Source organism: Chryseobacterium electrogenes (assembly GCF_053553015.1).
The window spans coordinates 450,181-467,126 of sequence record NZ_JBNPPB010000002.1 but is presented as its reverse complement, the minus strand read 5'-3'; the positions used below and the strand labels follow the sequence as shown (position 1 = coordinate 467,126).

Genomic DNA, 16,946 nt, shown 5'->3' with positions numbered 1-16,946 from the left:
AGCTATAATTTCATAAAAACACTCGTCAATCAATGAAAATACCAACAATTCACGGAATAATTGAACGAAGAATGCTTATTAATTATGTAGCAGATTCCGAAGTTGTTCGAAAAATTTTACCTCAACCATTTCTCCCAAAACTTTACGAAGGAAAAGCTATTGTTGGAATATGTCTAATTCGACTAAAAGATATTAAGCCAAAAGGATTCCCAAAATTCATTGGGATAAATTCAGAAAATGGAGCTCACCGAATTGCCGTAGAATGGGTTGAAAATGGAGAATTAAAAGAAGGAGTTTATATTCCAAGACGAGATACAAATTTAAAACTAAATTCTTTGGTTGGAGGACGGGTTTTTCCAGGAAAACATTATTATGCAAAATTTAATATTAAAGAGGAAGATGAAAATTATCATTTAGACTTTACAAGTTCTGACAATACAACTATTGAAATTGATGCAAAATTCACAGATAAATTTGATGAAAAATCAATATTCAAAACATTGGAAAATGTTTCTACTTTTTTTGAAAAAGGTTCAATTGGTTATTCTCCAAATGGAAAAAATTTTGATGGATTAAAACTTGAAACTTATAATTGGAAAGTAAAACCGCTTAAAGTGGATAATATAAAATCAAGTTTTTTTGAAAACGAAAATATTTTCCCAAAAGGAAGCATAAAATTTGACAACGCAATTTTGATGGAAAACATTGAACATGAATGGAAATCTCTGAAAACAATAAAACGACAGTAGATGGCATAGAACTATGGTGAAAAATCGTAAAAGCCTTTTTTAATAGATACAAAAGCAGAAAACCCTTCTTATCAGAATCTGAAAAAGGTGAGAATATTTATTAGATTTATTTTGGAAACAAGATAGTTTATTAATCTTTGCTGTAGATTTACAGAGTAAAATCATTAATTAGAGTTAAGTTCCCTCATCTTGGTATTAAAATCTACATCCGAAGGAATATCATATTTTTTACGTATTCTGTGTTTTCTCAATTGGACTGCAGCTATGGAAACAAAAGTATATTGTGCAATTTCTTTTGTGGAAAAATTAATGAAAGCCAAAGCGCAAAAGTAAATTTCAGGGTTTTTAACTTTTGGATTGATTGTTTTTAAATTTATTACAAAATTGGGATAAAGCTCTTCGAAAAGTATCAAAAATTCTGGACTATTATTTTTAGCTAATAAGATCAAATCAGAAAATTGATTTTCTTCAGCTTTTTTATGAAGTATTTCATTTTCTGACTCTAAGTTTTTATTAATCATTATTAAATTATACTTTTGATTCAATGCTAACAATTGAGCTTTATATCGCAAATAACAGTATATCGATGACAAAATAAAAATTAGACTTAATATTATAATAATATCTACTGTTTTTTCTTTTTGGTCTTTTTTCTTAGGATTTGTTTCGTCTAATATTAAATTAACAGCTTCTATAAGACCTTTATCATTTCCTTCATTGTATTTTTTACGATCTTCTTTATAGGCTGTATTATATTTTTCACTATTTTCTTTATCATCCAATTTACTATAAATAGTGCTTATATTTTTTTTCGCAAGCATGCTGCATTCTATGTCAATGAGTTGAAACATATTGATTTCGTCTAGAGCTTTATTGTAGTTCTCCAATGCTTCTACATAATTTCCGGACCTATCAAAAAAAGCACCTAAAGCACACAAAACGGCACAACTGCGTGAATTATCTTTTTTCTCATCAATCTTACTCAATGCTTTTTGTAAATACAAGAAAGCAGAGTCCATTTCTTTCATACCCATTAATACATCAGCTTTTTGGATATAAGTATCAATAATTTTTAGACGGGTTATACTTTCATTAAGCTCGATGGTTCTATTTACACATTCATTAGCCTTCTCATAATTCTTTTGGATCAAATAATAATCACATAGATAGGTAAATGCCTTAGCTTTGACCTCCCGTGCTTCATTTGAATGCTCTATCGATAGAATTTCTAATGTTCTATGGGCTGTTCTTAACTCCATATCATCCATCTCTAAAGCAACAAAATTTATAATTTTAACTTCAGTAAGGTTAGCTTCCAGAATATTATTCTTAGATGGCAGGATACTATCAGCTTTAGAAATGTATTGTAAACTTTTGTCATGCATATTTAACCTAAAGAGACAATCTGCTAATTTCATATAGCAACCAAACATCAAAACTTTGTTGCCTGATTTTTCTGCCATTTTACTAGCTTCTTTTGCATAAGTAAGCGATTTTATAGCATCTTTAAAAAGATAATTTGAAGATAAATGAATTAGTAAATCAATTTCTCGCAGCTCTTTTTCTTGAGAATAACTCATCAATGATAAAAGAAGAAAAAACGTCAATACTAGTTTTTTCATACACAAAAAAATAAATTGTTTTATACTAAAAAAATATTAGCAAAGGTAATTGTTTTATGATTTTAATTAAATAATAGGTAGCAATACACAAATATCCCAAACAACTAACAACCAACACTTTAAATAAATGTAATACTATTGTAGTATCATAATCTCATGTTTTAATGCTTCATAAATAGACATTTGTAAGAGGAAATAAAAATCCAAATGATGAAAAAAAAGGGCATAATAACAAGGATAACTATCCAAAAACCGAACAGTACATGTATGCTGTTCGGTGTTTTATGTCTGATATTTTTCATCCCTATCTCTGTACAAATTTATATTGAAAATAATACACTCTTTAAAGTATCAAAGAATACTGTCATTAAGGAAAATACACCTGTACAAAACAGTGAAAATTTTATACAGAACATTTATATCAAAGAAGCGACCGTCACTTCTGGTCTAACATTAAATGTATCAAACAAAAAGGTAGTTGTAAGAAATAATAATCTTAATTAATTATAAAACTATGGTTCTTTCTTTTATAGAAATACAGTTTATCGTCATTCGTCCTCCCCCAATATTTGATTTTTCTATACATATTACATAATTTCTTTTAATTTAATTTAACACAATATCATGATAAAATCTTTTTACATCACAATTTTCTTAATTATTACAACACTTACTTATGGACAAGTAGGTGTAAATACTGAAAATCCTCGCCAAATATTTCATATTGACGGACAAAACGACAATCCTCCAACAGGCTCTATAGACGCAGAAAACCAAGCAAATGACTTCGTTGTAACAGAAGAAGGTAAAGTTGGAATAGGAAATATTAAGCCTAGCGTAAGCCTAGATGTAAATGGTAAAGTAAGAGTAGCTACTCTAGACCCATTTGATTCTGTACACTCAATACCGTTAGCGTGGAATACTTCAACACAAAGGATAATGCAAGGAAACTCCGAAACAGAAAAACCCTTCTATAGCTTAACATACAAAATTAAAACGGCTGAAAACCAAGACTGGGTAAGTGATTTTGACACTAAAATACCTTCATCTAAATATACAGTGATAATTACCTCTGCCACTTTTAAAAAAAATGATGATACTATGTATTATATCTTCTCTTATTTCCCAAAACAAGTTGCTGGAGATCAAGTAACTAACATATTTAATTTCGGAGCAACTATATCCAACAATACATGGCGATTAAGCGCCGATTATATGTCTGCTAGCCCTAGGCCCCTCGCCAATAATTACTATTGGGAGATTTCAGTTATAGCAATTAATAATAGCTACATCAATACCTTACCTCTAGTTAATGGAAGTGTTGACAAGGATGGAGAAGGACAGGCAACAGCTTCTCCTTTACCTTAAGTTAATAAGATTAGTTAGAACAATCAATATAAATAAATTAACATGCATTCTTTCAAAGACATTCATATTGGACAGTTACTTAGCAAGGCAGTTACAGAAAACGGGATAGAAATATCCCGTATCTGTAATTTCATTAAATGTTCCGAAGAAGATATCAACAACATGTTTCAATCAGCAAGTATAGATACAGAAACTTTATTAAGGTGGAGTAAACTTTTAGAATATGATTTTTTCCGGATGTATTCTCAACATCTAATTCTATATGCACCATCTTCTACTGCTATATACAAAACTAAAAAAGAAATAAAATCCGCCCTACCAATATTTCGTAAAAACCTTTATACCAAAGAAGTTATCGCTTTTATTCTTGATCAGATAGAAACAGGTAATAAAACTAGACTTCAAGTAATAGAAGATTATAGAATCCCAAGAACAACCCTACACAAATGGATAAGCAAGTACAAAAAATAAGTCCTGATTATAAAAAAATCTACACTGATATAATTGAGGAAAAATTCCCTCATAAAAAAAATGAATTGCTCCCTTTATTAACCAAGAATATCTTAAATACTATAGATATTTTAGAGCTTAATGATAAAATTTTCGATACCGTAGATAAACCTATTAATCTACAACATCAAAATCATCGCTCCTACCAAAAATCAGATATTTTTCTGATATTAGATTATCAAAAAAAGCATCAGCTCAACAACAGTCAATTAGCTCAACATTTCAGTTTAAGTAGAAATACGGTCAGCAAATGGAAGAAAATATTCTTTTAGTTTGCACTAATTGACTTTTAATGATACTTTTTTTTAATTAAAAAAAACAGAAGAAAAACTATTTTAAGATTCAGATTAGTGACTTTGCATTTTTCAGTAAAATATCCAAAGCGTTTTCCATTTCTTGTGCATTAAGATTCCCAAATCCTAATCGCATAGCCGTAAGATTACGATTCTGATACAACAGCGTTTTAGGGATAAAGAGTCCATCTGATTCGCATTTTTGACTGAGTTGCATAAGGTTGATGGGTGCAGACCATTCTAACCAAGTTGCCAAGCCGCCAGTTGGCTTTTCAAAATCAATAAGATCACCAAAAGATTGCTGTAGCAAATCGGCAAATTGATCACGCCGCTCATGGTATATCTTTATAGATTTTTTTAAGTAACGTTTAATTTCGCCTTCTTCTATCATTTCACCCAAAACATATTCCATGAGAATATCGCCCTGTCTATCAATAATACCTAGATACTTTTTCATTTCCAACATTAGGTTTTCTGGAGCAACTATAAACCCTGTACGGAAGCCGGGAGCTAAAGACTTCCCAAAAGAACCTATGTAAACCACCATGCCTTCTGTATCTGCACTAGCCAATGGAAGAATGGGACTTTTTTCGTAATGAAAATCATAATCGTAATCATCTTCGAGAATTATAAATCCAAATTCATTAGCTAACTTCAGCAGTTCTATCCTACGTTCTGCACTGAGTGTTGCAGTAGTGGGATAATGATGATGCGGTGTAATGTAAAGCATTCTGATTTTTTGCTCTTTGCATATTTTTCTTACCTCTTCTACATCAATCCCATCTTTATCAACGGCAACAGACCTAATTTTAACGCCTGGTTTTTGTAAAATCATATTAATTGAAAAATAACTCAAATCTGCAACCAGTACGACATCTCCAGCAGACAAAAGAATTTCTGATGCAATATAGACACTCATCTCGGTACTTCTTGTGATGAGAAGATTTTTACTGGTAATAGGGATTCCTCTTGAGAGATTAAGATATTTTGACAGATTAGTTTTGAAAAACTCACTGCCGTCCCTTTCGTAGTTTCTAATTTTATGTGTTTTGCTTTTTAAAACTGAACTGTAAAATTTAGAATACTGATCTATTTGCGTCAGTCGGATATCGGGAATACCGTCGTCAAAGGCATATGAAGAATTAGAATACCGAAAAGGATTGTCCAGAATATGGGATTTTTTAAATCTGAAACCAGTCAATCTCGGATACGTCGTAAGATCAGCAGTTTCAAAACTTGGGCGCTCTACCGACTGATTATTATTCTTTCCAATAATAAAACTGCCTTTATTAGGAATAACCTCTAGCCAACCTTGGGCCAGCAACTCATCATAAATTGCTACTACAGTATTTCTATGAATATCTAAAACAGTACTTAAAGTTCTTGTACCAGGGAGTTTAGTCCCTAGCGGTAAGATCCCTCGCTGTATTGCTTTAATAATTTGATTAGACACTTGAATATAGATAAAAACACTTGAATCTCTGTCTATTCTTACAAAACTTTGAAAAGGAATCTTAGCCGGACTATCCATAATATTAAAACTGGCACCATAACACAGTCCGGTAATTTACTAATTTCGCCGCATATAAACCCGACAAATACCAATGATTAGAAGATATAGAACAATGAATAATACAAAATTGAGAACCAATTGGACAAAAGAAGAAATAGAAGAGATTTATAACCTTCCCTTACTTGACCTAGTCCATAAAGCTGCTACCGTCCATAGAGAATGGCATAATCCTGAAGAAATCCAATTATCAACACTACTATCAATAAAAACTGGAGGCTGTCCTGAAGATTGTTCTTACTGCGGGCAGGCTGCGCGGTATCATACGGATATAAAAGTTCAGGCATTACTGCCTACTGAACAAGTGATTGAACACGCTCAAAAAGCGAAAGACAATGGATCTTCCCGTTTTTGCATGGCTGCAGCATGGCGAGAAGTAAGAAATAATCGGGATTTCGACAGAGTAATAGATATGGTAAAAGGAGTCAATAATATTGGGATGGAAGTCTGTTGCACGCTTGGCATGCTAACCGAGGATCAGGCAGTCCGTCTTCAGGAAGCGGGATTACATGCATACAATCATAATTTGGATACTTCCGAACAGTACTATGAAGAAATCATTTCAACAAGAACTTTTGACAATAGAATTAATACGATAAATAATGTAAGAAAAGCAGGAATTACAGTTTGTTCAGGAGGAATAATTGGCCTTGGTGAAACGCATGGAGACAGAATCTCTATGCTATTGACTTTGGCAACTATGCCAAAACATCCCGAATCTATCCCTATAAATGCATTAGCGAGAGTAACAGGAACGCCCCTTGAAAATAATAAAAAAACAGATACGTGGGAAATGGTAAGAATGATTGCGACAGCACGCATCATCATGCCATCATCAATGGTACGCCTCAGCGCAGGACGCATTGAAATGACTGATTTCGAACAAGCATGGTGCTTCATGGCAGGCGCCAATTCAATCTTTACAGGTGAAAGAGAAACCCTTTTGGTAACTCCAAATCCCGGCGTTTCCGAAGACTTGCAATTGCTCAACATCTTAGGTCTAAAACCCATGAAAAGGACTACCGAAAAAGTCTAAAAACTTTTATAATTAATATCAATTAAGGATTTAATTAAATGAATTTAAAACAACGAGATAGAAAGATCAATTAACACCCTTACATACAGATAAAATCAGATGAAACAAAAATCCCTTTTCAGTTTTGAAAAGGGATTTTTGTTTATGTTGAATCTATTTTTATTTGAAATAAATAATCCCCGAGGCAGAGCCTCGAGGAATTCTTTAGATTAAATTTTAACTATTCAATCTTCTTTACCAATAATTTACAATCTTTGTTTTTCTACCCTGATATGCTTCAATAAACAATTCACTTCTTTTATAACTATAATTAGAATAAAAAAAGCGAAGTATTTCTTTATACTTCGCTGTTCTAATTTAAAAAATTGCTTAAAAACCCTAAATTACATCTGGCTTTTTATGGTGTTTTTTCTTTTTCTTAGGGCGTTTGTTCCACCATACAATAGTCCCTGTTACAGGCAAAGAAGCACAAATTAAAGAAACAGCAAATGCCAATATTTTAGTTGGATAACCAGCAATACCGCCTGTATGCAAATCATAATTTTTGGTCATAATATAATCGCCAAGCTTCAAATTATCACTGCTTTTCATCTTTTTTAATTCGCCCGTTTTTTGATCAAAATAATACCATTTGTAAGCACTAGTTTTATTCTTCTCGAGTCTAACTTGTACATCCTGATCTTCATCAGATTCCTTTAGTCTCACAGAAACCATATCTGCTGTAGGATTAATTTTAATTGCGGTAGACAATGCGTCACTCAAGAGATCTTGGGAATTAAGCTTTAAGGTACTTTTTAATTGCTTTTCGGTTTTACTTTCAGCAAGCTTTTCGTTTCCGTTTAAAAATTTTGTTACTGATTTTTTAAAACCCGGAAAGGTAAAAGTTAATCCAAAAAAGGCAATGATTAAAGCAAAAATCAAAGATTGGAAACCGAAAACATTGTGCAAATCATATACTAAACGCTTCCACTTTACGCTGTAATCTACCCAGACTGCTTTTTTCACCATTTTCTTTTTCCATTTCTTAGGCCACCACAAGACCAAGCCACTGATGCATAAAACTATAAATATAATGGTAGAAATACCGACAATAGTTCCGCCCAGTTTTGAGCCTAAAAGCAAGTACCGATGCAGCTGCAAAACGATTTGAAAAAACTCAAATTTCGAATCTTCTACAAACTGAACTTTACCCAGATAGGGATCTACAAAAACCCTTTTATGATATACCACATAATCCGAATACCAATACTTCTTCTTATCTTGCTCCATAGCCCGGAAAACCCAAGTTCTGTCCTTGGCAGGATAGACATCTACGCGGCTGACCTCCTGCCCCTCGGGCAATGCTTTATTTGCTATAACCAACAATTCTGACAAAGGCTTAGCCTGCATCTCTACAGGCTTTTGCTCTTTAATTATAAATCGTTCGGGATATGCAATTATTTTAAGATCATCATAAAAAACGTAAATGCACCCTGTAATACTGACGATAAAAACGACAAGACCTACCGCCAGCCCCAACCACTTATGCAACCAAAGAAATGACTTCTTTATCATTTAAAATTTATAATTTATCATAAACATCGCCGTAGCGCCTACTCCTCTTACATAGTTTGCCGCATTTGCACTATATTGGCTTGCAACCGTATAATATTTCTGATTGAATAAATTATCAAGGCCAAGGCTCATTCCCCAGTTTTTATCCAACTGATAATTGGCTGAAAGATTAAAGAGATTTATGCTTTTCACAGGCGCCTCTCCACCCGCGTACAATCCTTTGGCATTGGTCTCAAACCTATCTCGGTTGCCCGTCATCAAACAATTCATCACAATGTTGAACTGCGAACTTGGCGCAAATCTTACATAAGCTGTAGCCTTGGGAGGTGCAATGCGAGAACCACTTAGATACTTTTTGCTGCCGTCTTCTTTTTCTGCTTTACCTTCTACATAAGCGTAAGTGGCGCCAGCTTTCCACATAGAAGAAATATTGGCATCAAGAGTAACCTCAAATCCTCTGGTATTTTCTGGTGCACGTTCTGGCCTTAGCAAACCTTCGCTATTCTCTACTATATTAACGCCATCACGAGATGTACTAATGAAGTAAGCAGCTGTTAATGCAAATATATCATATTTAGAAGAAAATCCTATTTCATAATTATTGGTCAGGATTGGCTTCGTATTTACATTCGTCAATGTACTTTCTTGCGCAGATCTTACCAATCGTCCTAATTCGTTCACAGAAAAACCTTGCGTAAAACTTACAAAAGGATTAAAAATCTCATACTTCGCATACCTCAATCCAGCATTAAAAGTGGCACCTCTGTATGGGAAAGAACCGCCTTGCACTGCAATCACGCCAGATCCGTCTGCTGCTGTCGCAAGCGTTTTAAAATCTTTCACCTTAACAGTTGCATCTTCATAACGAACACCCCCTTTGAAAATAAAATCTTGGGTTAGGTCTAATTTAACTTGAGCATAAGGTGCAACGCTCGTCATATTCATTTTTGGAACATAAACGCGGCCGTCTGTCAAATCCTGATAAGTGATATCGTTAAGAAGGTCTAGACCATAAGTCACCTCACCCGGCAAAGTGGCCAAGGTAAAAGGTGTGTTAAAATTCAATCTTAATCCTTTTTTGTTAGAATTAATCTGTGTTTGCCCTGGGCCATACCATGATTTTGTCGAAACAATATAACGGTTCATAGACTGGAAGGAATTCATATAAAACGAAGCATCAAACTGTGTTTTACCAAAGATATTTTTGTTGGTATATTTCAAAATCAAATTATGATTGAACGGCGTACCAGTATGTTTTCCCGGATCTTCGCCTCTCACGCCAATCGTAGGAGACTCGCCAAAAGCACCAACTTTGCTTATATATTTTGTATGCTGTGTGCTGTTGTAAAAATTATACATTAAGCTAACCGCAGAAGCTTCGTTTATATCATAATTAAACCTTGCGTAGACGTTGTTTTGGTAAGAATTGGACGTTCCATCAGTTTGTCCCAACACCAGACCTTCCGCATCGCGTTGCAAGCCTGTATAATCTATAGAACCGCCCACCATGTATGAAAACTTCTTCAGCTGACCAGACAGAAACTGAGATGCTCTGTAACCCAATGTGCCACCAGTATTATATGGATTACCCGACAGGCCAATTGTTGTCTGTCCAGAAATTGGATTTGAGTTAAAGTTCTTTTTGGTAATATAATTAATAATTCCACCTCCGGATCCGTTGCCGTAGATAGATGTAGCGCCTTTAATAACTTCAATACGCTCTATAACGCTAGGATCTATCGTCCTGATATCGCGAAAGCCGTTCATTAAAGGTGTAGACTGCGGAATCCCGTCTACCAAAACCAAAACAGTTCTACCTCTTAGGGTCTGTCCGGCATTATTAGATTTATTATTATTAACAGTAAGGCCTGGCACCAAATTACCGATGATTTGCGATAGATCTGTGGTAAATTGCAACTGCTCCTGGATTTGCTTTTGATTAATCACCGTGACTGAAGAAGGGATTTGGTTAATATTCTCCAATTTTCTTCCCGCAGTTACGACAACCTCATCTATAGCTGATTCTTTAACGGGTTTATCAATTTGCAAAGAGTCGACTGTTTGTGCATTTATAGTATATCCTGCCAACAAGAAAAATAATAATGAAGGCTTTATAGCTGTTGTTAAAGAGTTAATCTTCATAGTTTTTATTGATTCTAAATAAGCGCAAAGATAAACGAATTTATATCAATCTAAAATAATGAATAACATTTATTGAAAAATAAAAATGTAATAGCACAGGTCATTATAGACGCTACCTTATCTCAAAAACAGAAAAATATTTAGCAACTAAAACCATTTGGTCAATTAAATTTTAGAATAAAATGCTTATTTTTTTAGAATATTAATGCTTAATTATCCTTCAAAATCACCACAATCATGTTCTTTAAAAAGAGGTAATGCCACTTTGGTAGTATAATATCTAGACAGTCTTTTATTCTTCAAATCATTTTTTTTACCATCTATAACCAATTCGTAGACAGGTGCTTTATCAATCAGAGTTAATGTGTAGGTTCTATCTGAAGTTTTCAAAATAGTTTTATTTTCAGATGTAGAAAATGTGAAATCTTTAATTTCAAAAGTATCATTTTCATCGCAGACATTTGTCCATATTATTTTATTAGCGGTAACAGATAAACTTGTTAAATCACAAGCGTAACAATTACCGGAAAATTCTATACCATATTTATCGTAACCACTTGGGCTCTTACTATCCAACAGATCAATAGGTACTAATGACGTAAGATCGTTTGGTAAATTGACTTTTTTCCCATTATTTTCTATTGTTTCTTTACTAGAGATAGAATCTGTTTTTGCTTTTACACTTTCAATAATTTCTGATTTTTTATCGGTGGTAGGCGTACAAGAACTGATCAAAACAGTCATAACCAAAAGGTTCATTATTATATTTTTCATAACAGTAAAATTATAAATTAATAAGCTTTCACAACATCCCTATTTGCTGGGATATTCAGAAACTAATATTCTTCAAGTTATGTTAAATTGAAAAATAATGAGTCATTATAATCTTTATAAAAACATAGCTATTTAACTGAACTATAAATAATTTAAGATTGTTAGGTTTTTCACATCAATATTAATTAATTATATAATTTTCTTTAACTTAGCTTCTGTTAAAAATATTGACTTAGATTGCTAATTCTGAACCTTTAAAATATTCAAATTTAGGAACTTGAAAACTTTTAAAATAAGATTCGTCAATACTTTTAGCATTATATCTAATTTAACAAAATAACCATCAATGAATTATAGTATTTTTAGTCTAACAATTGGATTTATGATTTGGCTTTTGGCAACGATTATTTTTCGAGTTGCAGGTCAATACTTCTTTTTGACAAACAATCGTTATGTAATGATTGGGCTTTATTTAGTTGTAGTTCCCGTATTAGGGCTATTGTCAAATTGGGTTTTCAACAAATATAAATTGAATAAATTACAAGCAATTAAATCTGCTGCAATAATGGTACTTCCAGGAATGATAATTGATACATTTTGCATTCAGTTCTTTTCCTTTGTATTTCCTAATTTACCAGAAACTGATGCTGCTACTTTCGGCTCTTGGTTAATGTGGGCATACTCTACCGTTTTAGTTTTTGGATTGATGAGAAAGGAAAAAATATAAATATGATTTCCATAAACTATAAACTTTATTTGATGGAAATTATTTAAAAAAAATTGATTAGTAAAAATTTGAATATATTAATCATAAAACTAAAATAACATAAAATATATACATTGTGAATTGCTTTCATTTTAATGTATCTTTGAGATATAACACAACCAAGCGGTAATGATCTTGAAGTCTATTTACGTTGTGAATTGCTTTCATTTTAATGTATCTTTGAGATATAACACAACGCTACGCTTTTTTTTTCGCTGACAAGCAGAGTTGTGAATTGCTTTCATTTTAATGTATCTTTGAGATATAACACAACCGGAATACTATACTTAACCGGTAGCGCGTAGTTGTGAATTGCTTTCATTTTAATGTATCTTTGAGATATAACACAACATGCAATACTTCGATCAGGATGTTGCACAAGTTGTGAATTGCTTTCATTTTAATGTATCTTTGAGATACAACACAACGGATAAGAGGCGAAGAATTATTAATTAATAGTTGTGAATTGCTTTCATTTTAATGTATCTTTGAGATACAACACAACATTCTTACAACAATGCAATTGAAGCTGTTTGTTGTGAATTGCTTTCATTTTAATGTATCTTTGAGATACAACACAACTCAGAAATCCATTTCCCTATAATTAAATTTGTTGTGAATTGCTTTCATTTTAATGTATCTTTGAGATACAACACAACGAGTTCCAACCCATTGCAGTTGTACCGCCGGTTGTGAATTGCTTTCATTTTAATGTATCTTTGAGATACAACACAACTAACCAACCCTGTACCGCTTCAATTATCGCGTTGTGAATTGCTTTCATTTTAATGTATCTTTGAGATACAACACAACTAGGTCTTAATACAACCGTTCAGCATGAGAGTTGTGAATTGCTTTCATTTTAATGTATCTTTGAGATACAACACAACGTAATCAAAATTATTATTCCCATTATTACCGTTGTGAATTGCTTTCATTTTAATGTATCTTTGAGATACAACACAACGTAATCAAAATTATTATTCCCATTATTACCGTTGTGAATTGCTTTCATTTTAATGTATCTTTGAGATACAACACAACTCTTCAATTAGCATGAAAAGAAGAAGAGATGTTGTGAATTGCTTTCATTTTAATGTATCTTTGAGATACAACACAACAAATCGGATAACCAAGCCACAGACGATAGAGTTGTGAATTGCTTTCATTTTAATGTATCTTTGAGATACAACACAACAGGTGAATTTTATAAATGCACAGTTAATAAGTTGTGAATTGCTTTCATTTTAATGTATCTTTGAGATACAACACAACGATTGGCCACGTAGTTCAAGCTTACTATTCGTTGTGAATTGCTTTCATTTTAATGTATCTTTGAGATACAACACAACAAGAAGTATTGGCAACAAGTGGCGTGAATCGTTGTGAATTGCTTTCATTTTAATGTATCTTTGAGATACAACACAACTCTGTTGATTTTATAGACTCGTTTACTGCTGTTGTGAATTGCTTTCATTTTAATGTATCTTTGAGATACAACACAACATAAATTCAGATGCATTAAAACCAATTCCGGTTGTGAATTGCTTTCATTTTAATGTATCTTTGAGATACAACACAACTCAGCTTTTACAGCCACTTGTGCTTGAGCGTTGTGAATTGCTTTCATTTTAATGTATCTTTGAGATACAACACAACGCGTTCGTGACTAATCTTAGAAGTAAGATAGTTGTGAATTGCTTTCATTTTAATGTATCTTTGAGATACAACACAACAGAAATATGATCCTGACCAATGTCTTGAAAGTTGTGAATTGCTTTCATTTTAATGTATCTTTGAGATACAACACAACAATCCCAAGTTCTTGAATCTTTGACAAGCCGTTGTGAATTGCTTTCATTTTAATGTATCTTTGAGATACAACACAACATTGGACACCTTCAAAAATTAAATCATACAGTTGTGAATTGCTTTCATTTTAATGTATCTTTGAGATACAACACAACGGTCTGCCAGAGGTGGCACATCTCGTGTACGTTGTGAATTGCTTTCATTTTAATGTATCTTTGAGATACAACACAACGTCTTTGAATTAGAAACAACAGAAATAGCGGTTGTGAATTGCTTTCATTTTAATGTATCTTTGAGATACAACACAACCATAGGTTGGATCTGAAAAATCTTCATTAAGTTGTGAATTGCTTTCATTTTAATGTATCTTTGAGATACAACACAACTGAAGAACGAATTAAGAACAGTTAAAGTTGGTTGTGAATTGCTTTCATTTTAATGTATCTTTGAGATACAACACAACCATGGCGCTGAATAGGATTTAAGTTTTACAGTTGTGAATTGCTTTCATTTTAATGTATCTTTGAGATACAACACAACAATGTAATTTTCCGGGGTTACGTCTAACAAGTTGTGAATTGCTTTCATTTTAATGTATCTTTGAGATACAACACAACAAAAACGTTGGGAGTATTAGACGAGGGACGGTTGTGAATTGCTTTCATTTTAATGTATCTTTGAGATACAACACAACTTAGCCGAGAAAGTAGGCATTAAAGAGCCTGTTGTGAATTGCTTTCATTTTAATGTATCTTTGAGATACAACACAACATTGTTTGCGGTCTTTCCCCGTATGCCTGTGTTGTGAATTGCTTTCATTTTAATGTATCTTTGAGATACAACACAACGTGGACGGTTTTAATTAATTCCGGAACGCTGTTGTGAATTGCTTTCATTTTAATGTATCTTTGAGATACAACACAACCTCTCGATTAAATAAGTTTTTCCGCCGGCTGTTGTGAATTGCTTTCATTTTAATGTATCTTTGAGATACAACACAACGGATTGGATAACGCGAGCATTACGTCGGTCGTTGTGAATTGCTTTCATTTTAATGTATCTTTGAGATACAACACAACTTTTCCAAACGATAAATCAACTGGTGCGCCGTTGTGAATTGCTTTCATTTTAATGTATCTTTGAGATACAACACAACATTACATTTACACGAACGACGATTTGGCAAGTTGTGAATTGCTTTCATTTTAATGTATCTTTGAGATACAACACAACTGAATAACATTGGTCCAGGTATCAGGTGCCGTTGTGAATTGCTTTCATTTTAATGTATCTTTGAGATACAACACAACCAGTTTACGCAAATGGGATTGAAAGAAAGAGTTGTGAATTGCTTTCATTTTAATGTATCTTTGAGATACAACACAACGTTTAAGCTGGATAAAACACCTGATTCTCTGTTGTGAATTGCTTTCATTTTAATGTATCTTTGAGATACAACACAACCTCAAAACAAAACCCACTGATAACCAATGGGTTTTGTTTGTTTTTAGAATTTAAAATTTAGAATAATTCAAGTTGTTGGAAGGTTGGTGGTGGTTCTTCTTTATTCCTAGCAAAGAAAATTTCTATATCTCCAAATTGCTTATCCGTAATGCACATAATAGCAACTTTCCCAGCTTTTGGGAGCATAAACTTCACTCTTTTGATATGAACTTCTGCATTTTCTCGACTGGGACAATGCCTTACATACATAGAAAACTGAAATAAACTAAAACCATCATCTATCAAGCCTTTTCTAAAGCGATTGGCATCTCTCATATTAGCTTTGGTCTCGGTCGGCAAATCATATAATACTAAAACCCACATAATTCTGTAAGCGTTAAACCTTTCGGCATTCATATCAATTCGGGATAAGAAATCAATCTTTTTTCGCCTGTATAACATTTGTACAGCGATACGGCTGTCGTTTTTACCGCTATTAACAGAGGTCTTTTCTTCTGATCAATCAAGACATCTTTGGTAGCAATCTGAAGAATATGTGCTTTAAACTCTTTGGTTAACTCTTCTGTTGCTACATTTTTATTGAGCCAATCCATAACCAACCAATCTACAAAAGGGCGATAAGGCTCCATGAGGTCATCGGCAAGGCAATATGGATTATATTTATTCTTATGAAAAATTCCAAGAACTGGGAGCAACCCTGTTTCTACAATCGCCCTCGCAACAATACTTCTAAGCACGGCATAACCAAAATTAAAAAACTGATTAGGAGAATCACCGTAACGTTGTCTTAAGAAATCTAAGCTTATCAGATATTTCCAATAATGTTGTGCAGCAATACCTTCCATATTAGTTATATCACCACTTTTGACATTATTTTGATAGTCAATCATTGGCTCGTAATAATTTCCTAATCGACGGAGAACTTCTTTTTGATTTTCAATTTTACATTCGATAGTTTGTTTCCATAATTGTTTTTTGAGTGGTTCACTGGCTTCTAATTGATCCTTAACTCTATCCGAATGCTCGGTATGCCCGTGTAAGGGTAACATAATTCCGTGGGGCAAATGATGCGCATCACAACTAATAACCACTACATTATTTCCCATCATTTTCTGAATCAGCTGATGCGAAATCGTAATCTGAAAATGATCCAACATCAGCAAACCCAAATCTTCAACAGGAACTTTGCCTTTCGCAACTTTAGTTTCTGGACACAAGATATGCATCTGCTCATCTTTGAGCTTGAGATACGCGGGATTGCCAATGTAAATGGAACGGGTAATCAT

13 protein-coding genes and 1 CRISPR repeat array are annotated in these 16,946 nt (G+C 33.1%); of the genes, 6 read left to right on the top strand and 7 right to left on the bottom strand.

The genetic code is table 11. The features are described 5' to 3' along the window. Positions 1 to 32: 32 nt before the first annotated feature. On the top strand, positions 33 to 749 hold the full coding sequence (locus ACQQ6V_RS02080) for a DUF2071 domain-containing protein (RefSeq protein ID WP_448843939.1): 717 nt from the start codon (positions 33 to 35) through the stop codon (positions 747 to 749). 164 nt (positions 750 to 913) lie between these two features. Here ACQQ6V_RS02080 and ACQQ6V_RS02075 read toward each other — a convergent pair whose 3' ends face one another. Beyond that, the gene (locus tag ACQQ6V_RS02075) at positions 914 to 2,371 is read right to left on the bottom strand and encodes a tetratricopeptide repeat protein (RefSeq protein WP_448843938.1); all 1,458 of its coding nucleotides are present in this window, start codon (positions 2,369 to 2,371) and stop codon (positions 914 to 916) included. A 624-nt stretch (positions 2,372 to 2,995) separates the two neighbouring features. On the opposite strand from ACQQ6V_RS02075, the gene ACQQ6V_RS02070 reads away from it, so the two are divergent. The 3 genes from ACQQ6V_RS02070 to ACQQ6V_RS02060 are packed head-to-tail and all read left to right on the top strand — an operon-like array spanning position 2,996 to position 4,521. Next, positions 2,996 to 3,739 carry a hypothetical protein gene (locus tag ACQQ6V_RS02070; RefSeq protein WP_448843937.1) on the top strand — a complete coding sequence of 248 codons (744 nt, stop codon included), beginning with the start codon at positions 2,996 to 2,998 and terminating at the stop codon, positions 3,737 to 3,739. Between the two features lie 42 nt (positions 3,740 to 3,781). Continuing rightward, positions 3,782 to 4,210, top strand: a complete 429-nt coding sequence (locus ACQQ6V_RS02065) for a transposase (RefSeq protein WP_448843936.1) — start codon at positions 3,782 to 3,784, stop codon at positions 4,208 to 4,210. Continuing rightward, positions 4,186 to 4,521, top strand: coding sequence for a helix-turn-helix domain-containing protein (locus ACQQ6V_RS02060; RefSeq protein ID WP_448843935.1), 336 nt, complete (start codon positions 4,186 to 4,188; stop codon positions 4,519 to 4,521). Before ACQQ6V_RS02065 ends, ACQQ6V_RS02060 begins: the two co-directional genes overlap by 25 nt. 70 nt (positions 4,522 to 4,591) lie before the next feature. Here the strand turns inward: ACQQ6V_RS02060 and bioL are convergent, their stop codons facing one another. Then, the gene (bioL, locus tag ACQQ6V_RS02055; protein ID WP_448843934.1) at positions 4,592 to 6,073 is read right to left on the bottom strand and encodes a biotin biosynthesis transcriptional regulator BioL; all 1,482 of its coding nucleotides are present in this window, start codon (positions 6,071 to 6,073) and stop codon (positions 4,592 to 4,594) included. A 94-nt stretch (positions 6,074 to 6,167) separates the two neighbouring features. Between bioL and bioB the strand changes: the two genes are divergently transcribed. Next, positions 6,168 to 7,148, top strand: a complete 981-nt coding sequence (bioB, locus tag ACQQ6V_RS02050) for a biotin synthase BioB (protein ID WP_448843933.1) — start codon at positions 6,168 to 6,170, stop codon at positions 7,146 to 7,148. A 378-nt stretch (positions 7,149 to 7,526) separates the two neighbouring features. Here the strand turns inward: bioB and ACQQ6V_RS02045 are convergent, their stop codons facing one another. From ACQQ6V_RS02045 to ACQQ6V_RS02035, 3 genes are all read right to left on the bottom strand, one after another. Then, positions 7,527 to 8,702, bottom strand: a complete 1,176-nt coding sequence (locus tag ACQQ6V_RS02045; protein ID WP_448843932.1) for a PepSY-associated TM helix domain-containing protein — start codon at positions 8,700 to 8,702, stop codon at positions 7,527 to 7,529. Next, positions 8,703 to 10,844 (bottom strand): TonB-dependent receptor, encoded by a 2,142-nt coding sequence (locus ACQQ6V_RS02040; protein ID WP_448843931.1) that lies wholly within the window; start codon positions 10,842 to 10,844, stop codon positions 8,703 to 8,705. 213 nt (positions 10,845 to 11,057) lie between these two features. Continuing rightward, positions 11,058 to 11,588, bottom strand: coding sequence for a hypothetical protein (locus ACQQ6V_RS02035; RefSeq protein WP_448843930.1), 531 nt, complete (start codon positions 11,586 to 11,588; stop codon positions 11,058 to 11,060). 376 nt (positions 11,589 to 11,964) lie between these two features. On the opposite strand from ACQQ6V_RS02035, the gene ACQQ6V_RS02030 reads away from it, so the two are divergent. Next, a complete protein-coding gene (locus tag ACQQ6V_RS02030) occupies positions 11,965 to 12,345 on the top strand; it encodes a DUF5367 family protein (protein ID WP_448843929.1) in 381 nt (126 codons plus the stop codon). 112 nt (positions 12,346 to 12,457) lie between these two features. Then, a CRISPR array of direct repeats spans positions 12,458 to 15,660; the repeat unit is 47 nt; unit sequence GTTGTGAATTGCTTTCATTTTAATGTATCTTTGAGATACAACACAAC. 57 nt (positions 15,661 to 15,717) lie between these two features. On the opposite strand, the gene cas2 is transcribed toward ACQQ6V_RS02030, so the two are convergent. Both cas2 and cas1 read right to left on the bottom strand, forming a co-directional pair. Then, positions 15,718 to 16,056 (bottom strand): CRISPR-associated endonuclease Cas2, encoded by a 339-nt coding sequence (gene cas2, locus ACQQ6V_RS02025; protein ID WP_448843928.1) that lies wholly within the window; start codon positions 16,054 to 16,056, stop codon positions 15,718 to 15,720. After that, positions 16,053 to 16,946 (bottom strand): type II CRISPR-associated endonuclease Cas1, encoded by an 894-nt coding sequence (gene cas1 / locus ACQQ6V_RS02020; protein WP_448843927.1) that lies wholly within the window; start codon positions 16,944 to 16,946, stop codon positions 16,053 to 16,055. The genes cas2 and cas1 overlap by 4 nt, the downstream gene beginning before the upstream one ends.